17 protein-coding genes are annotated in these 19437 nt (G+C 70.6%); 12 read left to right on the top strand and 5 right to left on the bottom strand.

Features of this window, described 5'->3' with window-relative positions; genetic code table 11:
• The first annotated feature begins 5 nt into the window (after window positions 1-5).
• Complete coding sequence (locus ACFYXF_RS41310) at window positions 6-1622, top strand: FAD-dependent oxidoreductase (protein WP_389357505.1); 1617 nt, start codon at window positions 6-8, stop codon at window positions 1620-1622.
• Between the two features lie 104 nt (window positions 1623-1726).
• Here the strand turns inward: ACFYXF_RS41310 and mtnK are convergent, their stop codons facing one another.
• The 4 genes from mtnK to ACFYXF_RS41330 form a co-directional block, all read right to left on the bottom strand.
• Complete coding sequence (gene mtnK / locus ACFYXF_RS41315; protein ID WP_389357507.1) at window positions 1727-2896, bottom strand: S-methyl-5-thioribose kinase; 1170 nt, start codon at window positions 2894-2896, stop codon at window positions 1727-1729.
• 11 nt (window positions 2897-2907) lie between these two features.
• The gene (locus ACFYXF_RS41320; protein ID WP_389357509.1) at window positions 2908-3954 is read right to left on the bottom strand and encodes an ABC transporter permease; all 1047 of its coding nucleotides are present in this window, start codon (window positions 3952-3954) and stop codon (window positions 2908-2910) included.
• A gap of 193 nt (window positions 3955-4147) precedes the next feature.
• Window positions 4148-5701, bottom strand: coding sequence for a sugar ABC transporter ATP-binding protein (locus tag ACFYXF_RS41325; protein ID WP_389357511.1), 1554 nt, complete (start codon window positions 5699-5701; stop codon window positions 4148-4150).
• A complete protein-coding gene (locus ACFYXF_RS41330; RefSeq protein WP_389357513.1) occupies window positions 5688-6785 on the bottom strand; it encodes a substrate-binding domain-containing protein in 1098 nt (365 codons plus the stop codon). Before ACFYXF_RS41330 ends, ACFYXF_RS41325 begins: the two co-directional genes overlap by 14 nt.
• Window positions 6786-7350: 565 nt before the next feature.
• Here ACFYXF_RS41330 and ACFYXF_RS41335 point away from each other — a divergent pair.
• From ACFYXF_RS41335 to mtnB, 3 genes are read left to right on the top strand one after another with little or no spacing between them, the layout of a single operon-like run.
• Window positions 7351-7950 (top strand): acireductone dioxygenase, encoded by a 600-nt coding sequence (locus ACFYXF_RS41335; protein WP_389357515.1) that lies wholly within the window; start codon window positions 7351-7353, stop codon window positions 7948-7950.
• Window positions 7947-8681, top strand: coding sequence for an acireductone synthase (gene mtnC / locus ACFYXF_RS41340; protein ID WP_389357517.1), 735 nt, complete (start codon window positions 7947-7949; stop codon window positions 8679-8681). The genes ACFYXF_RS41335 and mtnC overlap by 4 nt, the downstream gene beginning before the upstream one ends.
• A complete protein-coding gene (gene mtnB, locus ACFYXF_RS41345) occupies window positions 8678-9292 on the top strand; it encodes a methylthioribulose 1-phosphate dehydratase (protein WP_389357519.1) in 615 nt (204 codons plus the stop codon). The genes mtnC and mtnB overlap by 4 nt, the downstream gene beginning before the upstream one ends.
• 68 nt (window positions 9293-9360) lie before the next feature.
• On the opposite strand, the gene mtnA is transcribed toward mtnB, so the two are convergent.
• A complete protein-coding gene (gene mtnA, locus ACFYXF_RS41350) occupies window positions 9361-10401 on the bottom strand; it encodes an S-methyl-5-thioribose-1-phosphate isomerase (RefSeq protein ID WP_389357521.1) in 1041 nt (346 codons plus the stop codon).
• A 317-nt stretch (window positions 10402-10718) separates the two neighbouring features.
• On the opposite strand from mtnA, the gene ACFYXF_RS41355 reads away from it, so the two are divergent.
• The 8 genes from ACFYXF_RS41355 (at window position 10719) to ACFYXF_RS41390 (ending at window position 19399) form a co-directional block, all read left to right on the top strand.
• Window positions 10719-11774: a BMP family ABC transporter substrate-binding protein gene (locus ACFYXF_RS41355; protein WP_389357523.1), complete on the top strand. Its 1056-nt coding sequence runs from the start codon at window positions 10719-10721 to the stop codon at window positions 11772-11774.
• Window positions 11752-13302, top strand: a complete 1551-nt coding sequence (locus ACFYXF_RS41360; RefSeq protein WP_389357525.1) for an ABC transporter ATP-binding protein — start codon at window positions 11752-11754, stop codon at window positions 13300-13302. Before ACFYXF_RS41355 ends, ACFYXF_RS41360 begins: the two co-directional genes overlap by 23 nt.
• Before the next feature lies 1 nt (window position 13303).
• Window positions 13304-14407, top strand: coding sequence for an ABC transporter permease (locus tag ACFYXF_RS41365; protein ID WP_389357527.1), 1104 nt, complete (start codon window positions 13304-13306; stop codon window positions 14405-14407).
• Window positions 14407-15297, top strand: coding sequence for an ABC transporter permease (locus tag ACFYXF_RS41370; protein ID WP_389357529.1), 891 nt, complete (start codon window positions 14407-14409; stop codon window positions 15295-15297). Before ACFYXF_RS41365 ends, ACFYXF_RS41370 begins: the two co-directional genes overlap by 1 nt.
• A complete protein-coding gene (locus ACFYXF_RS41375; protein WP_389357531.1) occupies window positions 15294-16070 on the top strand; it encodes a nucleoside phosphorylase in 777 nt (258 codons plus the stop codon). Before ACFYXF_RS41370 ends, ACFYXF_RS41375 begins: the two co-directional genes overlap by 4 nt.
• Complete coding sequence (locus tag ACFYXF_RS41380) at window positions 16067-17368, top strand: amidohydrolase (RefSeq protein ID WP_389357533.1); 1302 nt, start codon at window positions 16067-16069, stop codon at window positions 17366-17368. The genes ACFYXF_RS41375 and ACFYXF_RS41380 overlap by 4 nt, the downstream gene beginning before the upstream one ends.
• Before the next feature lie 158 nt (window positions 17369-17526).
• Entirely contained in the window at window positions 17527-18198 is a 672-nt protein-coding gene (locus ACFYXF_RS41385) for a FadR/GntR family transcriptional regulator (RefSeq protein WP_389357535.1), read from the top strand.
• A gap of 205 nt (window positions 18199-18403) precedes the next feature.
• Window positions 18404-19399 (top strand): PAC2 family protein, encoded by a 996-nt coding sequence (locus ACFYXF_RS41390; protein WP_389357537.1) that lies wholly within the window; start codon window positions 18404-18406, stop codon window positions 19397-19399.
• The last annotated feature ends 38 nt before the right edge of the window (window positions 19400-19437 follow it).

Genomic DNA, 19437 nt, shown 5'->3' on the forward strand with positions numbered 1-19437 from the left:
CCGAAATGACCAGTCAGTCCACCCTGCAGTCCGTGCCTGCCCTCGGTAAGCACCCGGCCTCCGGCTCGAACCCGAGCCGCGCCGAGACCCGGGAGCAGCTTTCCAAGGCGACGTACGACCTTCTCGTGATCGGCGGTGGCATCCTCGGCATCTCGACGGCCTGGCATGCCGCGCAGTCCGGGCTGCGGGTGGCCCTGGTCGACGCCGGCGACTTCGCCGGCGCCACCTCCTCCGCCTCCTCCAAGCTGCTCCACGGCGGTCTGCGCTACTTGCAGACCGGCGCGGTGAAGCTGGTGGCGGAGAACCACTTCGAGCGCCGTGCGGTGTCCAAGCAGGTGGCCCCCCACCTGGCGAACCCGCTCACGTTCTACCTCCCCGTGTACAAGGGCGGGCCGCACGGCGCGGCGAAGCTCGGGGCGGGCGTCTTCGCCTACTCCATGCTGTCGGCGTTCGGTGACGGCGTCGGGCACCTGCTGTCTCCGGCCAAGGCCGCGCAGGACGTGCCCGAGCTGCGCACCGAGAACCTCAAGGCCGTGGCCGTGTACGGCGACGGTCAGATGAACGACGCGCGCATGGCGCTGATGACGGTCCGCGCGGCCGTCGAGGCGGGCGCGGCCGTCCTCAACCACGCCGAGGTGTCCGGGCTGCGCTTCACCAACGGCCGGGTCACCGGCGCCGATCTGCGCGACCGGCTCTCCGGTGACGAGTTCGGCGTCAACGCCCGGCTCGTGCTCAACGCGACCGGCCCCTGGGTCGACCACCTGCGCAGGATGGAGGACGCCGGCGCGGCGCCCTCGATACGGCTGTCGAAGGGCGCGCACCTGGTCCTGAAGCGGACCTCTCCGTGGAAGGCCGCGCTGGCCACGCCGATCGACAAGTACCGCATCACGTTCGCCCTCCCCTGGGAGGACATGCTCCTGCTCGGTACGACCGACGAGGAGTTCGAGGGCGACCCGGCGGACGTCGCGGTCACCGAGAAGGACACGGCGCAGATCCTCGACGAGGCCGCGTTCTCCGTACGGGACCAGCAGCTGTCCCGTGACCTGATCACGTACTCCTTCGCGGGCCTGCGGGTGCTGCCTGGCGGCCCCGGTGACACGGCGAAGGCCAAGCGGGAGACGGTCGTCACCGAGGGCAAGGGCGGCATGCTGTCCGTCTCGGGCGGCAAGTGGACGACGTTCCGGCACATCGGCCGTACGGTCATGCAGAAGCTGGAGACCCTGCCGGGCGCTCCGCTGGGTGACGGGTTCGAGCCGATCTCGGAGCTGCCGAAGCGGATGCCGCTGCCGGGGGTCGCGAACCCTCGTGCGGTTGCGCACCGGCTGCTGGTGGACGGGCCTGCGCCCGGTCCGCGGATGGCTGCGGACACGGCTCGGCATCTTGCCACGCACTATGGGTCGTTGGCGTTCGACATCGCTCGTCTCGCCAATGAGAACCCCGAGTTGGGTGAGCGGGTGCATGCGGATGCGCCGGAGATCTGGGCTCAGGTTGTTTATGCGCGGGACAATGAGTGGGCCGAGACTGCGGATGACGTTCTGCGTCGTCGGACTACGCTGACTATTCGGGGCTTGGCTACGGATGAGGTGCGGGCCAAGGTGCAGGAACTGCTTGACAAGAAGTAGCGGTACGGCGTGAAAGGGGCGGCTCCTTGTTGACGGAGCCGCCCCTTTGCGTTTGTGGTTCGGCTGCGGGTGGGTGGGGGCTGGTCGCGCAGTTCCCCGCGCCCCTAAAAGCCTTCCGTCAGCGCCCTTATGGCGTTCGGGTTGGTCAACTCCTCGCGGCGTACGATCAGTTCGCGGCCGATCAGTAGTGCGCGGCGGGATGCCTCCACCGGGTCCGGCAATGTCGTGAGGTCCGTCAGGTGGGCGAAGCCGATGATTCTGCGGATGATTTCTGTGCCTGCGTAGCCCACTGACTCTGTCCAGATCCTGCGTAGGAAGCGGTCCAAGTAGGCGTCGTCGAAGAACGTGTCGACCCTTGTGGGCCACAGGCGGCGGAATTCCGCCTCGAACGCCGTCCAGGACAGGGCGAGTTGGTCGCCGTGGTCGGACAGTGTGCCGAGCGCCCGGGCCCGTTCCTCCGAGACCAGTACGTTGGCCCAGTACAGGCCCAGGTCGTAGCCGATCGGGCCTACGAAGGAGAACTCGGGATCGAAGACCCGTACCACCGGGGTGCCTTCGCGTTCGCCGACCATGACGCTGCCTGTGTGGAGGTCGCCGTGGAGGAGGGCCTGGGCGCTTGTCATGAAGGTGTGGCGGAGGTCGGCGACCTCGGTGCGGAGCGTCGTGTCCGCGCGGAACTCTGCCGCCAGGTCGGTCAAGTCCTCGTGCCAGTGGTTGTGTTCGTGCTCGATGTACGGCTCGGAGAGGACCACGTCCTCGGTGATCTTGCAGAGCTCCGGGCTCACCGAGGCGGCGAGGAGTGCCTTGCGGTCCGCCGATGCCATGCCGAAGTCGCTTGTCGCGAACGTCAGTTGGGCGACGAACTCGCCGATGCGGGCTGAGGTGTGGGGGCCGTAGGACGCGCCCTCGTTGAGGAGGGTGCGCAGGACCTCCAGGTCCGACATGTCCTCCATGACGAGGGCGTAGTTCTCGGGGTCGTAGCCGTGGATCGCCGGGATCTTGTCCGGCGCCACTTTCGCGACCTGTTCGTACGCTCTCGCCTCGGCGTCCGCTCGCTCCGGGCTCATCGGCCAGGACGGGCCCGCCACGCGGACCCAGGGCAGGGCCTGCTTGACGGCCAGGCTGCGGGTGCCGTCGGCGGACCTCGCGAGGAACACGCGGTTCATGTTGCCGTCGGAGACCTCACGGACCTGGATGTCCGCCGGGTCGGGCCAGTGGCCGCGCTCGTGCAGATACGCGGCGATGTCGGCCGGCTCCAGGATGCGGTAGCCCATCGTGAACTTCCTTATGCGGTGCGGCGCTTGGACAGGGTGAAGCTGAAGACCAGGGCGAGGATCAGGACGGCGCCCTCGACCACGTCCTGCGTGTAGTACGGCAGGCCCTTGATGGTCAGGCCCGTGGTGATGATGCCGATCAGGACCGCGCCCAGGGCGGTGCCCCACACGTTCGGGCGGCCACGGCCGAGGACGGACGTACCGACCAGGGCTACGGCCACCGCTTCGAGGAGCTGGGACGTACCGGCGGACACATCGCCCTGGCCGATGCGCGCCGCCAGGATCAGGCCGCCGATCGAGGCCAGGACGCCGGAAAGGACGTACGCCAGAGCCCGGTACGCGCCCACGCGGATGCCCGCCAGGCGGGACGCCTCGGGGTTGGCGCCGATCGCGTACAGCACGCGGCCCCAGCGGGTGCGGGCCAGGAAGACCCAGGCGATGACGGTGAGGGCGCCGAAGATCACCACGGAGACGGGGATGCCGAGGATCGTGCCCCGGTCGATGCGCAGGAAGCCCTCGGTGAACCTGCCGGGGGCCGTCGTACCGTCGGACTGGGTCATGCCCGGGGTGATCGACTGGCCGTCGACGAGGATGAGTTTGGTGCCCTGGATGACGAACATCGTGCCCAGCGTGGCCAGCATGTCGGGGATCTTCATCACCACGATGAGCAGGGCGTTGAGGAGACCGGCCAGGGCGCCCGCCACGATCACCGCGATGATCGCGACCACGCCCACCTGGTTGTACGTGACCATCGTCTTCGCGGCGACGGTCACACCGAGCCCGGCCACCGCGCCGACGGACATGTCCATTCCGCCGACGGCCATGGTGAGCGTGACCCCGAGGCCCAGAATCGCGGCCACGGAGACATAGCGGAGGGTGTCGAGGAGCGTCGCGGAGTCCCGGAACGACGGCTCGCTCAGCGCAAAGTACGTGAAGAGCGTGACGGTGACGAAGATGAAGCCGTACTTGATGACCGCGTTCTGGATACGGGGGCCTGCGGCGGCGAGCGTGGACGGGGTCGCCGTCTTTGCCGGGGCGGCGCTCTGGGTGGTGGTCATGGGGTGCTTCCTGGGGTGGCGGGGGCGGTAGGGCCGGCGTGGGGATGGGCGGCGGGTTGGGCGGTTGTTCGGCTGCGGGCCGGTGGGTGCTGGTCGCGCAGTTCCCCGCGCCCCTTTGGGGGCGCGATTCCGCGCCCGCCAGCCCCGCCGGGCAACGTCACTCCGCTACCCGTCACCCGCAGAGCGCCCCGCATCAGACCGACGCCGAGATGGTCTGGATGACTCGGTCGCGTTCCGCGTCCTCGCCATACGCGTCGAGATGGATCTCACCTGCCGCCAGGACGACGACCCGGTCGGCGACCTCCAGCACCTCGTCCACATCGGCGGACAGGACCAGGACCGCCGCCCCCTCCGCCGCCAACGCCCGGGCGCGCCGGCCGATGTCCCGCCGCGCCCCGATGTCCACCCCTCGGAACGGCTCGTCCAGGATGAGGACGCGAGGCCGTTCGGCCAGCCAGCGGCCGACGACGACCTTCTGCTGATTGCCGCCGGAGAGTTCCTCGACGGTGGAGTGCTCGTCCCGGGCGACGACACCCAGCGCCTCGATCGTGTCGCGGCCGAGTGCGTCCTCCTTCGAGCGGTTCACCAGCCCGGCCGTGGACAGGGACTTGAGGAACGGGAGGGAGATGTTCTGGGCCAGCGACCAGCCGGGGACCAGGGCGTCCGCGTGCCGGTCCTCGGGGACCAGGTGGACGCCGGCCCGGATCGCGTCGGCGGGGCGGCGCGGCTCGTACGCCTTGCCGTCGAGTTCCACGGCTCCCGTGGTGAAGGGTTCCGCGCCGAAGAGGCCGCGGGCCAGCTCCGTCTTGCCCGCGCCCAACAGGCCGACGACGCCGGTGACTTCGCCCGCTCGCAGGTCCAGGTCCTGGGGTGTACGTCCGTCCAGGAGCCGTACGCCACGCAGGGAGAGGAGGATCTCGCCCTGCTCTCCCGCCCGCTGCGGACGCGCGGTGGTCGCCTCCTGGGCCTGGGCGAGCATGGCGCGCAGGGCGCTGTCCCAGTCGAAGGGCTTGACCTGGTCCTCGGTGAGACGGCCGTCTCGCAGGACGACCAGTCGGTCGGCCAGGGCGTCGATCTCGCCGAGGCGGTGGGAGACGTACAGGACCGCGATGCCGTCGTCGCGCATCCTCTCGACCAGCGCGAAGAGGCGTTCCGCCTCGGCGGCGGAGAGTGCCGACGTCGGCTCGTCGAGGATGAGGAGTCTCGGGCGGGTGGCCAGGGCGCGGGCCAGGATCAGCAACTGGCGGTCGGAGATGCCGAGTTCGGTGACGTCCCGCTTGAGCAGGGCGTCGCTCCAGCCGAGGTCCAGGGCCGACTGGATCTCGCGGGCGCGGGCCAGCACGCGGCGCCCGTTCAGGAACGGGTTGCCGCGTGCCTGGGCCAGTTCCTCGAAGACCAGGTTCTCGGCGACCGTGAGGCCGGGCACGATGCCCTCGCCGATCCGCTGGTGCACCGTCTGGATGCCCAACTGCCGGGCGGCGAGCGGGGATTGGAGGGCGGCCGGGGAGCCGTTCACCGTCACCTCGCCGCCGTGGTCCGTATGGACCCCCGACAGGATCTTGATGAGCGTGGACTTGCCGGCCCCGTTCGCACCGAGCAGCGCGACGACGCTGCCCGGTGCGATGTCCAGCGAGACGGACTCCAGGACCGTCTTGCCGCCGAAGGCCATGCTCACGTCCCGCAGCACGACCGCGGGCGAAGCCTCCGAAGGGTCGGACGCCTCAGCGGGCGTCTCAGTGGGCGACATTGGCGATCCAGTCCGCCGTGCTGACCTGGGAGAGGTTCAGGGCGGGCAGCGCGGCGCGCAGCTGGTCCATGTTCTGGATGTTCTTGCTCTTCAGGAAGTCCTGGGTGATGGCGACGGCCGGGAACTCGACCGAGGCCTTGTTCAGCTGGCCGGCCAGCTCCAGCGCCGTCGTACGGACGACCGCGGCACCGACGGCGGACGGGTCGGTGCCCGCCGTGGCGACCCACGGGCTGTCGGCTGCGGTCATGTTCTGGATGTCGGCGTTGGAGACGTCCGCGCCGAACACCTTCACCTTGTCCTGGAGCTTCTTGTTCTGCACGGCGAGGACGGTGCCCTTGGCCAGCTCGTCGTAGGGGGCGAAGATGCCCGTCACGTCCGAGTGCTGGGTGAGGGCGGCGGAGACCAGGGGAACGTTGTCAGTGGCCGTGGAGTCCGTGACCTTGCCGACCTTGAAGGCCTGCTTCCAGCCGTTGGCGTCGACCGTCGACTTCCAGACACTGTCGCGCTTGTCGAGGGCCGCGTAGCCGGCGACGTTGACGTAGCCGACCTTGGCGTTCTTGCCGAGTTCCTTGCCCATCACGTCGAGGACGGCCTGGGCCATGCTCGCGTCGTCCTGCTTGGTGCTGATGACGCCCTTGGTGGCGGTCTCCACGTCGTAGACGACGACCTTGATGCCCTTCTTGACGGCCTTGTCGATCTCCGGCTGGATCGTCGAGGGGAAGCCGTGGTCGACGATGATCGCCTGCGCGCCGGAGTTGATCGCCGAGGACAGGTCGGTGGCCTGCTTGGCGTTGTCGGCCTGGGCGTCGTACACGGTCAGGTCGATGCCGAGGGCCTTGGCCTGCGCCTTCGCGCCGTTGCCCCACTGCTCGAAGTAGTCGCCGGCGCCGCTCTGGCGGACCAGCGCGACCTTGACGGTGCCCTTGTTGAAGGGGGCGGGCTTCGTGCCGGTGGCGGCGGACGCGGAGGCGGCGGTGTCGCCGGTGTCCTCGGAGGCGTTCGTCGACTGCGAGCAGCCCGCGAGGAACAGCGCCGAGACGGAGGCCAGCGAGAGCGCGGCGAGAGGCAGACGGGTGCGGGACATGCGGAACTCCAGGGGCAAGGGCAGTACGGGAGGGATCGAGCGAAAGGTGGCGATGGCCGGAGGGCGAAGGCACGGGAGTGTCCGGCCCCGAGCGCGACGGGGCCGCGTGGGGCGGGATGCGCGCCACGGCCGAGGGCGTCTCGGGTACTCCGGGTCAGGTCAGCGACAGCGGGCTGTGGTCGACCGGAGCAAGTCCACGTACAGCCGCCGCACGAGCAGCAGCGTCTTCATAGGGAGATCATGAGAACGTTTCCAGCCATCCGTCAAAGCCTTGGACACTGGATCTCAGCATGTGGAACGCCGGATTCGTCACACTCTGCCGACCCGCCGTCGGGAGTTACCATCACGGAACCGGCACCCGACCCGGGACAGTGAGGCTTCCGATGATGACGACACCTCGTGCGACAGCGGTACGACGCTGTACCGGCGCGCCGTGTCGCGGCTGTCGCGACTGACGACCGGCCCGGCCCCCTCCTGCTCTCCGGTCTCCGGCCGCTCCTCCTCCCCCCGCCTTCGTTCTCGTTCGCGTTCCACTCCCCCCTTCCAGCCACCTGGAGTTGCTCCCATGACCCTGCTGACGACCTGGCCCGAGTCCGGCCCGGAGACCGTCGTGCGCCGTACGTCCGACCCGGCCGAGATCGCCGCCGCGCTTGCCCCGATCGGTGTGCGCTACGAGCAGTGGCCGATCCGCGAGGACGTTCCCGCGGACGCCGACAGCGACACCGTGTTCGCCGCGTACGGCCCGGAGATCGACAAGCTGAACGCCGAGGAGGGCTTCACCACGGTCGACGTCCTCGGCCTGCACCCCAGTGACGACCCGGAGTTCCCGGCGAAGGCGAAGGCGGCCCGCGAGAAGTTCCTCCAGGAGCACACGCACGACGACGATGACGAGGTCCGTTTCTTCGTCTCCGGGTCCGGCATCTTCTATCTGCACGTGAACGGCGAAGTCCACGCCGTGTACTGCGAGAAGGGCGACCTGCTGGGCGTGCCGCGCGGCACCACGCACTGGTTCGACATGGGCACCAGCCCCGCGTTCACCGCGATCCGCTTCTTCCACGAGGAGGACGGCTGGATCGGCAGCTTCACCGGCTCGACCATCGCGTCCCGGTTCCCGGACTACGACACGATCGACGCCGGGTACCAGCAGGACAAGGCCGCCGCGTGACGTTGCGCTGCGCCGTGGACGACATAGACGCCGTGGTGCTCGACATCGAGGGCACCACGAGCGCCACGGGGTTCGTCGTCGACGTGCTGTATCCGTACTCACGCTCTCGTTTCGGAGCACTGCTCTCGGAGCGGAGCGGTGATCCGGAGGTGGCGCGGGCGGTCGCTCAGGTGCGCGAGCTGATCGGCGAACCGGACGCCGACGCCGTGCTCGTCGAGAAGACCCTCAACAGCTGGCTCGACGAGGACCGCAAGGCCACGCCCCTCAAGACCCTCCAGGGCGTCATCTGGTCCGAGGGCTTCGCGCGCGGCGACCTCGTCTCGCACTTCTACGACGACGTCCTCCCCGCGTTGCGCGCCTGGCACGCGGCGGGACTTCGGCTGTACGTCTACTCCTCGGGGTCGGTCGCCGCGCAGCGCGCGTGGTGCGCGTCCACCCCGGAGGGCGACCTGCTGCCGCTCGTCTCGGGCCTGTACGACACCGAGAACGCGGGGCCCAAGCAGGAGCCGGAGTCGTACCGCCGTATCGCGGAGGCGACCGGCACCGCCGACCCGAGCCGTCTCCTCTTCCTCTCCGACCGGCCGGGCGAGCTGGACGCGGCGCTCACCGCCGGGTGGCGGGCCGTCGGGATCCGGCGGCCTGGGGAGCCGTACTACGAGCAGGGCGTCGGCGACCACCCCGAGGCGGGGGCGTTCGACGAGATCAGCATCAGCACAAGGAGCACGTCGTGACCATTACCTCCCTCGACCTGGAGGAGGCCGGCGCGGTACTCGCCGCCGAGTCCGCCCGGTTCGCCTCCTTCGGCTGGATGCGGGGCACGTCCGGGAACCTGTCGGTGGTGCTGTCCCGTGACCCGCTGCTGCTAGCGGTGACCGCGAGCGGCCACGACAAGGGCGAACTGACGCCCGCGGACGTGGTGTTGGTGGACGGACAGGGTACGGCCGTGCAGGGCGGGAAGCCGTCTGCGGAGGCAGAGCTGCACGCGCGCGTGGCCGCGCTGACGGGCGCGGGGGCCGTCGTGCACGTCCACACGGTCGCGTCCGTGGCGATGGGCCGCCGCGAGCCGGGCGGGATCGTCTTCAAGGACGTCGAGATGCTCAAGGGTGTGGGCCAGCCCGCGCACGACGTCGAGGTGACCCTGCCGGTCATCACCAACAGCCAGGACATGAAGGTGCTCGGGGATCGCCTGGAGGCGGCTCGTGACCCTCGGATGCCGGCTGTCGTGGTCGCTGGTCACGGGCTGTACGTGTGGGGGGACAACGCCCGTCAGGCTCGGCACCACACCGAAGTCGTGGAGTGGCTGCTGGAGTTGGAGCTCAGCGCTCCGCGGGACGGGCGGTAGCCGGACCGCGGGCCGGTGGGGGCTGGTCGCGCAGTTCCCCGCGCCCCTTAGGGGCGCGGGGCTACTCGCTACTTCAAGAGGTCGCCCGGGAGTTCACCCGCCGAGACCTCCAACACGCCCCGCTCCGTGACCAGCCCCGCCACCAGCCGACCCGGTGTCACGTCGAACGCCGGGTTGTGGCCGCGCGACTCGGCGGGAGCCGTCCGTACGCCCGCCCACTCCAACACCTCGGCCTCGCCCCGGAGTTCGATGTGGATGTCGTCGCCGGTGACCGTGGCCAGGTCGACCGTGGTCGTGGGGGCCGCCACCAGGAACGGGATTCCGGCGTCGGCGCAGGCCAGTGCGACCCCGACCGTGCCGACCTTGTTGGCGGTGTCGCCGTTGGCCGCGATCCGGTCGGCGCCGACGATCGCCGCGTCGACCTCGCCACGCAGGATGGTGCCGGCGGCGGCCCCGTCCGCCTGGACGTAGTGCGGGATGCCCTCCTGGACCAGCTCCCAGGCGGTCAGGCGCGAGCCCTGGAGCAGCGGGCGCGTCTCGTCGGCGTACACGACCTCCAACCGGCCGCGTGCGTGCAGTTCGCGGATGACGCCAAGTGCCGTGCCCCATCCGGCCGTTGCGAGCGCGCCGGTGTTGCAGTGGGTGAGGATGCGCAGCGGGCGGTCCCCGACGCTCGCGGCGAGACGCTTGAGGAGCCAGTCGGCGCCGTGCGCGCCCATCGCCCGGTTGGCCTCGACGTCCTCGCGCTGGACGGCGGCGGCCTCTTCGAGCACCGCCTCCAGGCCCTCGTCGAAGCGGGTCATGACCCGGTCCACGCACACCATGAGGTTGACGGCGGTCGGCCGCGCCTCGCGGATCCGGGCCACGGCCGCCCGGACCTGCTCCTCGGTCCAGCCCTCGCGCTCGCCCTCGATCAGCGCCAGCGCGACCCCGTACGCGCCCGCCGCGCCGATCGCGGGGGCGCCGCGTACGACGAGCCGCTGGATCGCGTCCACCAGGGTGTCCACATCGCGGACGTCCATCGTCTCGTTGCGGTGCGGGAGCAGGGTCTGGTCGATGAGCGCGAGGCTGTTTCCGGTCCAGCCGACGGCGCGCAGTTCCTGGGACATGGCGGGACGCTCCTGAGGTTCCGATCGGTGCGCGACACCGTACATGACCTTGGAGAACCACAGTTCGAGACAGCTGGGCGGGTGGCCGAATTCCGGTGTTACAGTCCAGCACCCGCACCCGTAAGGCCCATGTGAAGGAGGACACGTGCTGCTCACCACGCGCCGTTTCCTCGACCACGGCCGGTGCGCGAGCGACGGCTGTCGACGCTGACCCGTCCCCCTCGGCGTCCCCCGTTCCGTCCCTCCTCCCCCACGCTCCCTCCCCGTGCTCAGCGCAGAGCGCGGGCTGTGCCGTACGTCCCTCCGGAAGGTCCCCGATGACTCGCAGATCCCGTCGTCCGCTCCCGCTCGTCGCCATGACCGCGCTGCTCGTCGCCGGTGCCACCGCCTGCAACGCCGCCGCGAAGGACGACGCGTCCTCCGACAGCAGCGCCGCGGACGCCAAGTCGTTCACGCTCGTCACACCGGACGCCGTCGGGCAGAACGAGTTCCTGAAGCTGGCCGTGACCGGGGTCAAGGCCGCCGCGAAGGCGCACAACGGGACCGAGAAGGTGTTCGAGTCGACGGACACGGCCTCCCAGCAGCAGAACGTGCAGGCGGCCGTGGACGCGGCGCCGGACGTCGTCGTGCTGGTCGGCTTCGAGTTCGCGGACCTGGTCGCGCAGCAGGCCGAGGCGCACCCCAAGCAGCAGTTCCTGATGATCGACGCGTGCACGACGAAGGCGTTCGACAACGTCAGCTGCGGTGTCTTCCGTGAGCACGAGGGAGTCTTCCTCGCGGGCGCCGAGGCGGGGCTGCTGACCAAGAGCGGCAAGGTCGGCGCGGTGGACGTGCTGGACACGCCCGTGTTCCGCCGCTTCAGCGACCCGTTCGCGGCCGGTGCCCAGCATGTGGCGCCGAAGACCAAGACCGGTACGCGCTTCGTAGGCGGCCAGTCCCCGTTCGACGACTCGGCGCGCGCCAAGGAGCAGGCGAACGATCTGCTGTCCGACGGCTACGACCAGCTGATGGCGGCTGCGGCGGCCGGCAACTACGGCGTGTTCGAGGCGGCCAAGGCGAAGGGCGCGTTCGCGTACGGCGTCGACGTCAACCAGTGCCCCTCGGCGCCCGGGACGGTCGTCGACAATGTGATCAAGCGCACGGACGTCGCCGTGGAGAAGGGCGTCGAGCAGGTCCTCGCCGGTCAGACGGGCACGACCACCTCGTACGGCCTGAAGGAGGGCGGCATCAGCCTCACGGGTCTGGAGAAGGGCGTCGACTCGTCCCAGTGCGTGATCGCGAAGCACCCCGACGTCCTGAAGAAGGTCACGGCGCTGCGCGACCAGATCGTGTCCGGAGAGCTGACGGTCGATGACCCCGCCGCCGCCAGCTGACGTGCGGGAGGTGGCGGTCGAGCTCCGGGGAATCACCAAGCGGTTCCCCGGCACGCTCGCCAACGACGCCGTCGACCTGACCGTCCGGCGCGGCGAGATCCATGCCCTGATGGGCGAGAACGGCGCCGGCAAGTCGACGCTGATGTCGGTCCTGTACGGGATGGAGCGCCCGGACGCCGGTTCGGTGCACGTCGACGGGCGCGAGGTCTCCTTCTCCGATCCCGGTGACGCGATGGCCGCCGGGCTCGGCATGGTCCACCAGAGCTTCAAGCTGTTCGACTCGCTGACGGTCGCCGAGAACGTGGTGTACGCCGCCGAGCCGCGCCGTTTCGGCCTGGTGGACCGGGCGGCAGCGCGCCGCCGCGTGTGTGAACTGGCCGAGGAGCACGGGCTCGCGGTCGATCCGGACGCCCGGGTCGGCGAGCTGCCCGTGGGGCTGCGCCAGCGCGTGGAGATCCTGAAGCTGCTGCACCGGGGCGCCCGGACGCTCATCCTCGACGAGCCGACCGCCGTCCTGACGCCGGCCGAGGCGGACGCCCTGTTCGCGGTCCTCAAGTCCCTTGCCGCACAGGGCCGTACGGTCATCCTGGTCACGCACAAGCTGCGCGAGGTCCTCGAAGGCAGCGACAACGTCACGGTGTTGCGGGACGGCCGGGTCGTCGCCCGACTGATCACCGCCGAGACGTCCGCCGACGAGATCGCCGCCGCGATGACCGGCCGCGCCGTCGAACTCGACCGCGTTCACGCTTCCGGTACCCCGGGAGACGTGGTCCTGGACGTCACCGGCTTCGCCACGGACGGCGTACGGGACGTCCAACTCGCCGTCCGCGCAGGGGAGATCGTCGGAATCGCGGGCGTCGCGGGCAACGGCCAGAGCGAGTTGGTGGAGGCACTGGCCGGACTACGGCCGGTGACCGCAGGGCGGGTCTCGCTGCTCGGCGACGACATCACCCACGCCTCGGCGACCGAACGCCGCGCCAAGGGCCTCGCGTACGTCCCCGAGGACCGCCACGCCGTCGGTACGGCACCTGCCGCGTCGGTCGCGGACAACCTGGCGATGGGCCACCACCGTACGTCGTTGTCCTCGCGCGGACTGCTGCCGCCAGCGGTCGTACGGGGCCACGCGCGGCGCCTGATCGAGCGCTTCGGCATCAAGGCGTCCTCGCCGGAGGTGCCCGCGTCCTCGCTCTCCGGCGGCAACCTGCAGAAGCTGCTCATCGGACGTGAACTCGCCCACGACGCCCCGCTGTTGCTCGTCGAGCAGCCCACGCGCGGGGTCGACATCGGCGCCGTCCAGAACATCCACGACCAGTTGATCGCCTACCGCGACGCCGGCCACGCCGTCCTGCTCGTCTCGGCCGAGCTGAGCGAGATCCGGGGCCTCGCGGACCGGGTCCTGGTGATGTACGAGGGCCGCGTGACGGCGTCGTACGACAAGGCCGAGGCGGACGAGCGGACGCTGGGCCTCGCGATGGCCGGCGGCGCCGATCACTCGGCCCCGGTGGCCGCGGTGGAGGTCGGAGACTGACATGGAACAGACACCCCGAATATCGCCAACACCCCATATAGCGCGAGTACTTCGCTCCCCCGTCGCCTTCTCGGTGCTCGCCGGGGTCGTCATCGGCGCCCTGTTCCTCGTCGGGACGGGCGCCGATCCGGTCGCCGCGTACGGCGCGGTGCTCAGCGGTTCGCTCGGCGCCGACGGCATCGGGTCGACGCTCACGACACTCACGAGCGTGCTGGGCCTTGCACTCGCGCTGGCCGTGCCGTTGCGCGCCGGGCTCATCAACCTGGGCGGGGACGGGCAGTTGGTGCTCGGCGGGATGGCGGCGGCCGTGACGGGACTGTACTCACCGCTGCCCGCGCCGCTCACCGTCGTCCTCGCGCTGCTCGCGGGCATGGCCGCCGGCGCCGGATACGCGGCCCTGGCCGCCCTGTGCGAGAACCGGTTCGGCGTACCGCTGCTGGTGAGCAGTCTGCTGCTCAGCTACCCGGCGGCGTCCTTCGCCTCCTACCTGGCCCGCTACCCGCTCAAGGAACCCGGCTCCAGCCTCCCCCAGACCCGGCAACTCCCGGACGGGGTCGCGCTGGCCACGTTCGGTTCGTCGACCGTGACGGTCGGGCTGCTGCTGGTCGTCCTGGCCGCCGCCGCGTACTGGTTCACCGACCAACGCACCGCGTTCGGCTACGAGATGCGGATGACCGGCCTCAACTCCCGTTTCTCCGCGTACGCGGGCGTCGAGCGCAAGGGCCTGACGCTCAGGCTGATGGCGGTGTCGGGCGCGCTGGCCGGACTCGTGGGAGCCATAGGGGTGTTGAGCTTCCCGTACCGCTTCCTGGACGGCTCGCTCACCGCGCCCGGCTACACCTGGACGGGTCTGACGGCGGCCCTGCTGGCTGCCGCCGCTCCCGTCGGCACGGTCCTCGCGTCCTTCTTCTTCGCCATGCTGCAAGTGGGCGGCCTGTCGATGGAGCGGACCACCGAGGTGCCGCGCGAGCTGACCCAGGTGCTCCAGGCGATCGTGATCGTGTTCCTGGCGGCCCGGCTGCGTTTCCCGCGCCTGTTCCGGAAAGGCGACAACAAGCCGACCGACAAACCCGTACAGCAAAGCCCGCAAGGGGAGTTGGTCTGATGTTCTTCGACTCCGATCTCCTCATGTCGGCGCTCCGCGCGCTGACGCCCATCCTGCTGGCCGCGCTCGGCGGGGCCATCTGCGAACGGGCGGGCGTCTTCAACATCGGCCTCGAAGGCATGATGCTGATGGGCTGCTTCACCGCCGTGGCCACGAGCTGGTTCACCGGCAGCCCCTGGCTCGGCGTCCTGGCGGCGGCCCTCGCCTCCGCCGCGTACTCCCTGATCCTGGCGGTGGGCGCGGTAAACCTGCGCGGGGATGCGGTTGTTCTGGGAATCGCCCTGAATCTCCTGGCAGTTGGCCTGACCAGCTTCCTCCTCCGTACCGTCTTCGGTGTGCAGGGCACCTTTGACGATCCGTCACTGGCCGGGCTGCCGTTGGTCGGTGGCTTCTCGCCGCTCGCGTATCTGGCGTGGGCGGCGGTCGGCGTGGCCGCGCTGATGCTGTCCCGGCATGTGTGGGGGCTCAGGCTGCGCGGGGTCGGCGAGGCACCGGACGCGGCGGCCACGCTCGGCGTGAGCCCGGTCAAGTACCAGTACGCGGCCGTGCTCGTGTCCGGTGTACTGTGCGGGCTCGCGGGGGCCCAACTCGCCCTGGGCAACGTCACGTTGTTCTCCGAGAACATGACGGCGGGGCGCGGCTGGATCGCCGTGGTCGCGGTGATGCTCGGCCGTGCGCTGCCGCTCGGTGTGCTGCTGGCGGCGCTGCTGTTCGGCCTCGCGGAGGCGGCCGGCTTCCGGCTCCAGGGCCTCGGCCTGCCGCAGCAGGCGACCGATGCCGCGCCGTACGTCGTCACACTCGGCGCCCTGTTCCTGACGACGGCCCGCCGCCGTCGCCGTACGCCTTCCACGTCCCCCTCCACCGCCACTTCTCCCGGAGCCGTTTCATGACGCAGGACCTGTTGCCCGTCACCCGAATACCCCGCACGGGGCTGCCGCCGCGCGCTCTGGTCGTCGGCGACCCGCTGCGCGCCGCTCTCGTCGGCGCCAAGCTGGAGGGCGCGCAGGAGGTGTCGTACCACCGCGAATACCGTGTGTTCAGCGGGAGTTGGAAGGGCGTGCCGGTGCTGGTCGCCTCGCACGGGGTGGGCGCCCCGGGTGCGATCCTGCTGTTCCAGGAGCTGGCGGACGCCGGTGTTCGGACCTTCCTGCGGTTCGGTACGGCCGGTGCGATGCGGCCGGGGATCGGCGACGGCGACCTCGTCATCGCCGAGGCGGCCGTCCGGGACGACGGTGTCACCCAGCAGTTGCTGCCCCCGGAGTACCCGGCGGTGTCCTCCCCCGAGGCGGTGCTCGCGCTCCAGCGGGCGGCGCGCGAGGCGGGCGCCCCGCATCACCGGGGCATCGTGTGGACGCGGGCCGCCTTCCAGCCCGGTCTGCTCCCCCTCTTCTCCTACGAGGGCGCCGGACTCGCCGCCATCGAGATGGAGTTGAGCGCACTCCTGGTGACCGCCTCGCTGCGCGGACTGGTCGCGGGCGGAGTGGTCGTCATCGACGGGGCGAACGCCGACGAACTCGTCGACGAGACCGTCACCGGCGGCTACAACCCGCACCGCGAGGTCGTGGCGGAGGGCGTCGAACGCGGCGCGGTCGTGTCGCTGGAGGCGCTGCGCCTGCTGGCGGAGGACGAGGCCGAGAACGAGGACAAGGAGCCCCTCGCATGAGCGAGTCGATCGACCTGCTGGTGCACGGCGGCGATGTCCTGACCGTGGACGAGGCCGGGACCGTCGTACCGGCCGGGGCTGTGGCCGTCCGGGACGGCGAGATAGTCGCCGTCGGTCCGGCCGAGGAGCTGACAACCCGGTTCACAGCCGACGAGTCCCTTGACGCCTCGAACTGCCTGGTCCTCCCCGGCCTGGTCAACACGCACACCCACCTCGCCATGACGTTCCTGCGCGGCCGGGCCGACGACGTCACCCTCCAGGGGTTCCTGGAGCGCGTGCTGAAGTGGGAGGCCCAGCTGCTCTCGCCGAAGAACGTGGCGGCGGCGGTCAGGGTCGCGGTCGCCGAGAGCGTGCGCGCCGGAGTGACCTCCGCGCTCGACATGTACTGGTTCCACGAGGCGGCCGAGCAGGCGGCCCGCGAGGCGGGCTGGCGGCTGCACACCGGCCCCACCTTCATGGACGTACCGCAGCCGCCCGACGGCATCGCCTACGAGGACCGGCTGGCCTGGGCCCGCCAGGACCTGGAGGCACGCGGAACACCGCGCCCCGGCAACCGCCCGATCCTCTTCGCCCACTCCACCTACACCCTCGCCCCCGACCAGCTCGTCGAGATCGCCGCCCTGGCAAGGGAGTTCGGCGCGCTGCTGCACATCCACGCCGCCGAGAACGCGACCGAGGTCGCCACGGTCGAGGTGAAGTACGGCAAGCGCCCGGTGGAGCTGCTCGACTCGCTCGGGCTGCTCGGCCCCGACCTGCTGCTGGCCCACGCCGTGGACCTGACCGGCCCGGAGATCGCGGCACTGGCCCGCACCGGCACGTCCGTCGCCCACTGTCCCGTCTCGAACCTCAAGCTCGGCTGCGGTATCGCGCCCGTGCCCCGGCTGCTCAGCGCAGGCGTGACGGTCGGCCTCGGCACGGACGGGGCCGTCAGCTCGAACACCCTGGACGTGCTCGGCGCGGTCCGGCAGGCGGCCCTCGTGCACAAGGCGGACGGCGACCCCACGGCCGTCGGTGCCGAACAGGCCGTACGCATGGCGACCGTCGAGGGCGCGAAGGCGCTGGGCCTGGGCGACCGGCTGGGCTCTCTGGAGGCGGGCAAGCGGGCCGACCTGATCGTGCTCGACCTGAACGCCCCGCATCTGCGGCCCCGGCACGACCCCTGGTCGACGCTCGCCTACGCGGCGCACTCGGCGGACGTCCGGGACACCGTCGTGGACGGCAGGGTGCTGATGCGGAACCGGACGCTGACCACGCTCGACGAGGCCGCGGCCCTCGCCGACCTGGAAGCACTGGCCTGACACCCGACCCGGCAGCCCGCAGGTACGGTTCCGGCCACCCTTGGGGGATCCTCGTACGGGCTGACATCGCATTTTGTGTCCCGTTCAGCCCACTGAACCCCCATAATGACCTGAGACATCGGATGTCTGAACAGGTCTGAACGGCAGGGAGGCCCGCCATGGCAGTCACCGACGAGGCGATCGAGAAGATCAAGGGAATGATCGTCTCCGGGTCGCTGCGCCCCGGCGACCGACTGCCCAAGGAGAGCGAGCTGGCCGCCGAACTCGGCCTGTCCCGCAACTCCCTGCGCGAGGCGGTGCGCGCCCTGTCGCTCATCCGGATTCTCGATGTACGGCAGGGCGACGGCACCTATGTCACCAGCCTCGACCCCCAACTCCTCCTCGAAGCACTGAGCTTCGTCGTCGACTTCCACCGCGACGACACGGTCCTGGAGTTCCTCGCCGTGCGCCGCATCCTGGAGCCGGCCGCGACCGCGATGGCGGCGCAGCGCATCAGCGAGCAGCAACTGGACGCGCTCTCCGCCCAGCTGGACCGGCTGGGCGGTGCGCCGTCGGTGGAGGAACTGGTCGCCGCCGACCTGGAGTTCCACCGGGGGATCGTGCAGAGTTCCGGCAACTCGGTGCTCTGTTCCCTCCTCGACGGTCTGTCCGGGCCCACCACCCGGGCCCGGATCTGGCGCGGGCTGACCCAGGAGGACGCGGTCAGCCGTACGCTGCACGAGCACCGGGCGATCCTGGGCGCCCTGCGCGACCGGGACGCGGAGGCGGCGCGGTCGTGGGCGACGGTGCACATCGCGAGCGTGGAGCAGTGGCTGAGGTCGACCCTTTAGAGGTACCTCCAGGCGTACCCCTGAACGCACCCCGAACGCTCGGATGAATGTGAGGGGTGGTGCGGGGTGGCTCAGGGGTGGTGTTTCCGGGCGTCCATCGGGGCAGTGATCCGTTCACTCCCCCGTGCAAGGGGGCTGCGGGCGCCCCCGCCACACGCCGTAAGGTTGGGTGGTCAAACGAGGGCACGTCGGAAGGAGGCGCTGGGTGATCGAGCTGGAGGGGGTTCCCGAGCTGATCGACCCAGTCATGGTGGCCGCGTTCGAGGGTTGGAACGACGCCGGCGACGCCGCTTCCAGTGCGGTCGCGCATCTGGACCGGGAGTGGAAGGGCGAGGTGTTCGCGGCACTCGACGCCGAGGACTACTACGACTTCCAGGTCAACCGCCCCACCGTGTGGCTGGACAACGGCGTCCGCAAGATCACCTGGCCGACGACCAGGCTGTCCGTGGTCAGGGTCGGCGGCGACAAGCCCCGTGACCTGGTCCTGGTCCGGGGCATCGAGCCGTCGATGCGCTGGCGCTCGTTCTGCAACGAGCTGCTGGGCTTCGCGCACGAGCTGGGTGTGGAGCTGGTGGTGATCCTGGGCGCACTGCTCGGCGACACCCCGCACACGCGTCCGGTTCCGGTCAGCGGGGTCACGTCCGACGCGGATCTGGCCCAGCGGATGGACCTGGAGGAGACCAAGTACGAGGGCCCCACGGGGATCGTCGGCATCCTCCAGGAGGCGTGCACACACGCGGGCGTCCCGGCGGTCTCACTCTGGGCAGCGGTCCCGCACTACGTCTCCCAGCCGCCCAACCCGAAGGCGACGCTGGCCCTCCTGAACCGCCTGGAGGACCTGATCGACGTCCGCATCCCGCTGGGCGAGCTGCCCGAGGACGCGCGCGCCTGGCAGGTGGGCGTGGACCAGCTGGCCGCCGAGGACAGCGAGGTCGCGGAGTACGTGCAGACGCTGGAGGAGGCCCGGGACACCGCCGAGCTGCCCGAGGCGACGGGCGAGGCGATCGCGCGCGAGTTCGAACGCTATCTGCGCCGCCGCGACGGCACCGGCCCCGGCCCGGCCCCCGGCGGCCACGCCACGGCGGACGGCACCGACAGCGCGTCGTACCTCCGCGACAACCCGGGCCCCCGCCCGAAACCGCAGCCGCCGAAACCGCCCCAGCTGCCGAGCACGGACGACGAGGACCCCCCGGAGGAGTGATCTTCCCGGACGAGAAGGGCCGGTGCGCACCACGCGCA

The organism is Streptomyces sp. NPDC002680, assembly GCF_042889145.1.
In the GTDB taxonomy this organism is placed as follows: Bacteria; Actinomycetota; Actinomycetes; order Streptomycetales; family Streptomycetaceae; genus Streptomyces; species Streptomyces adonidis.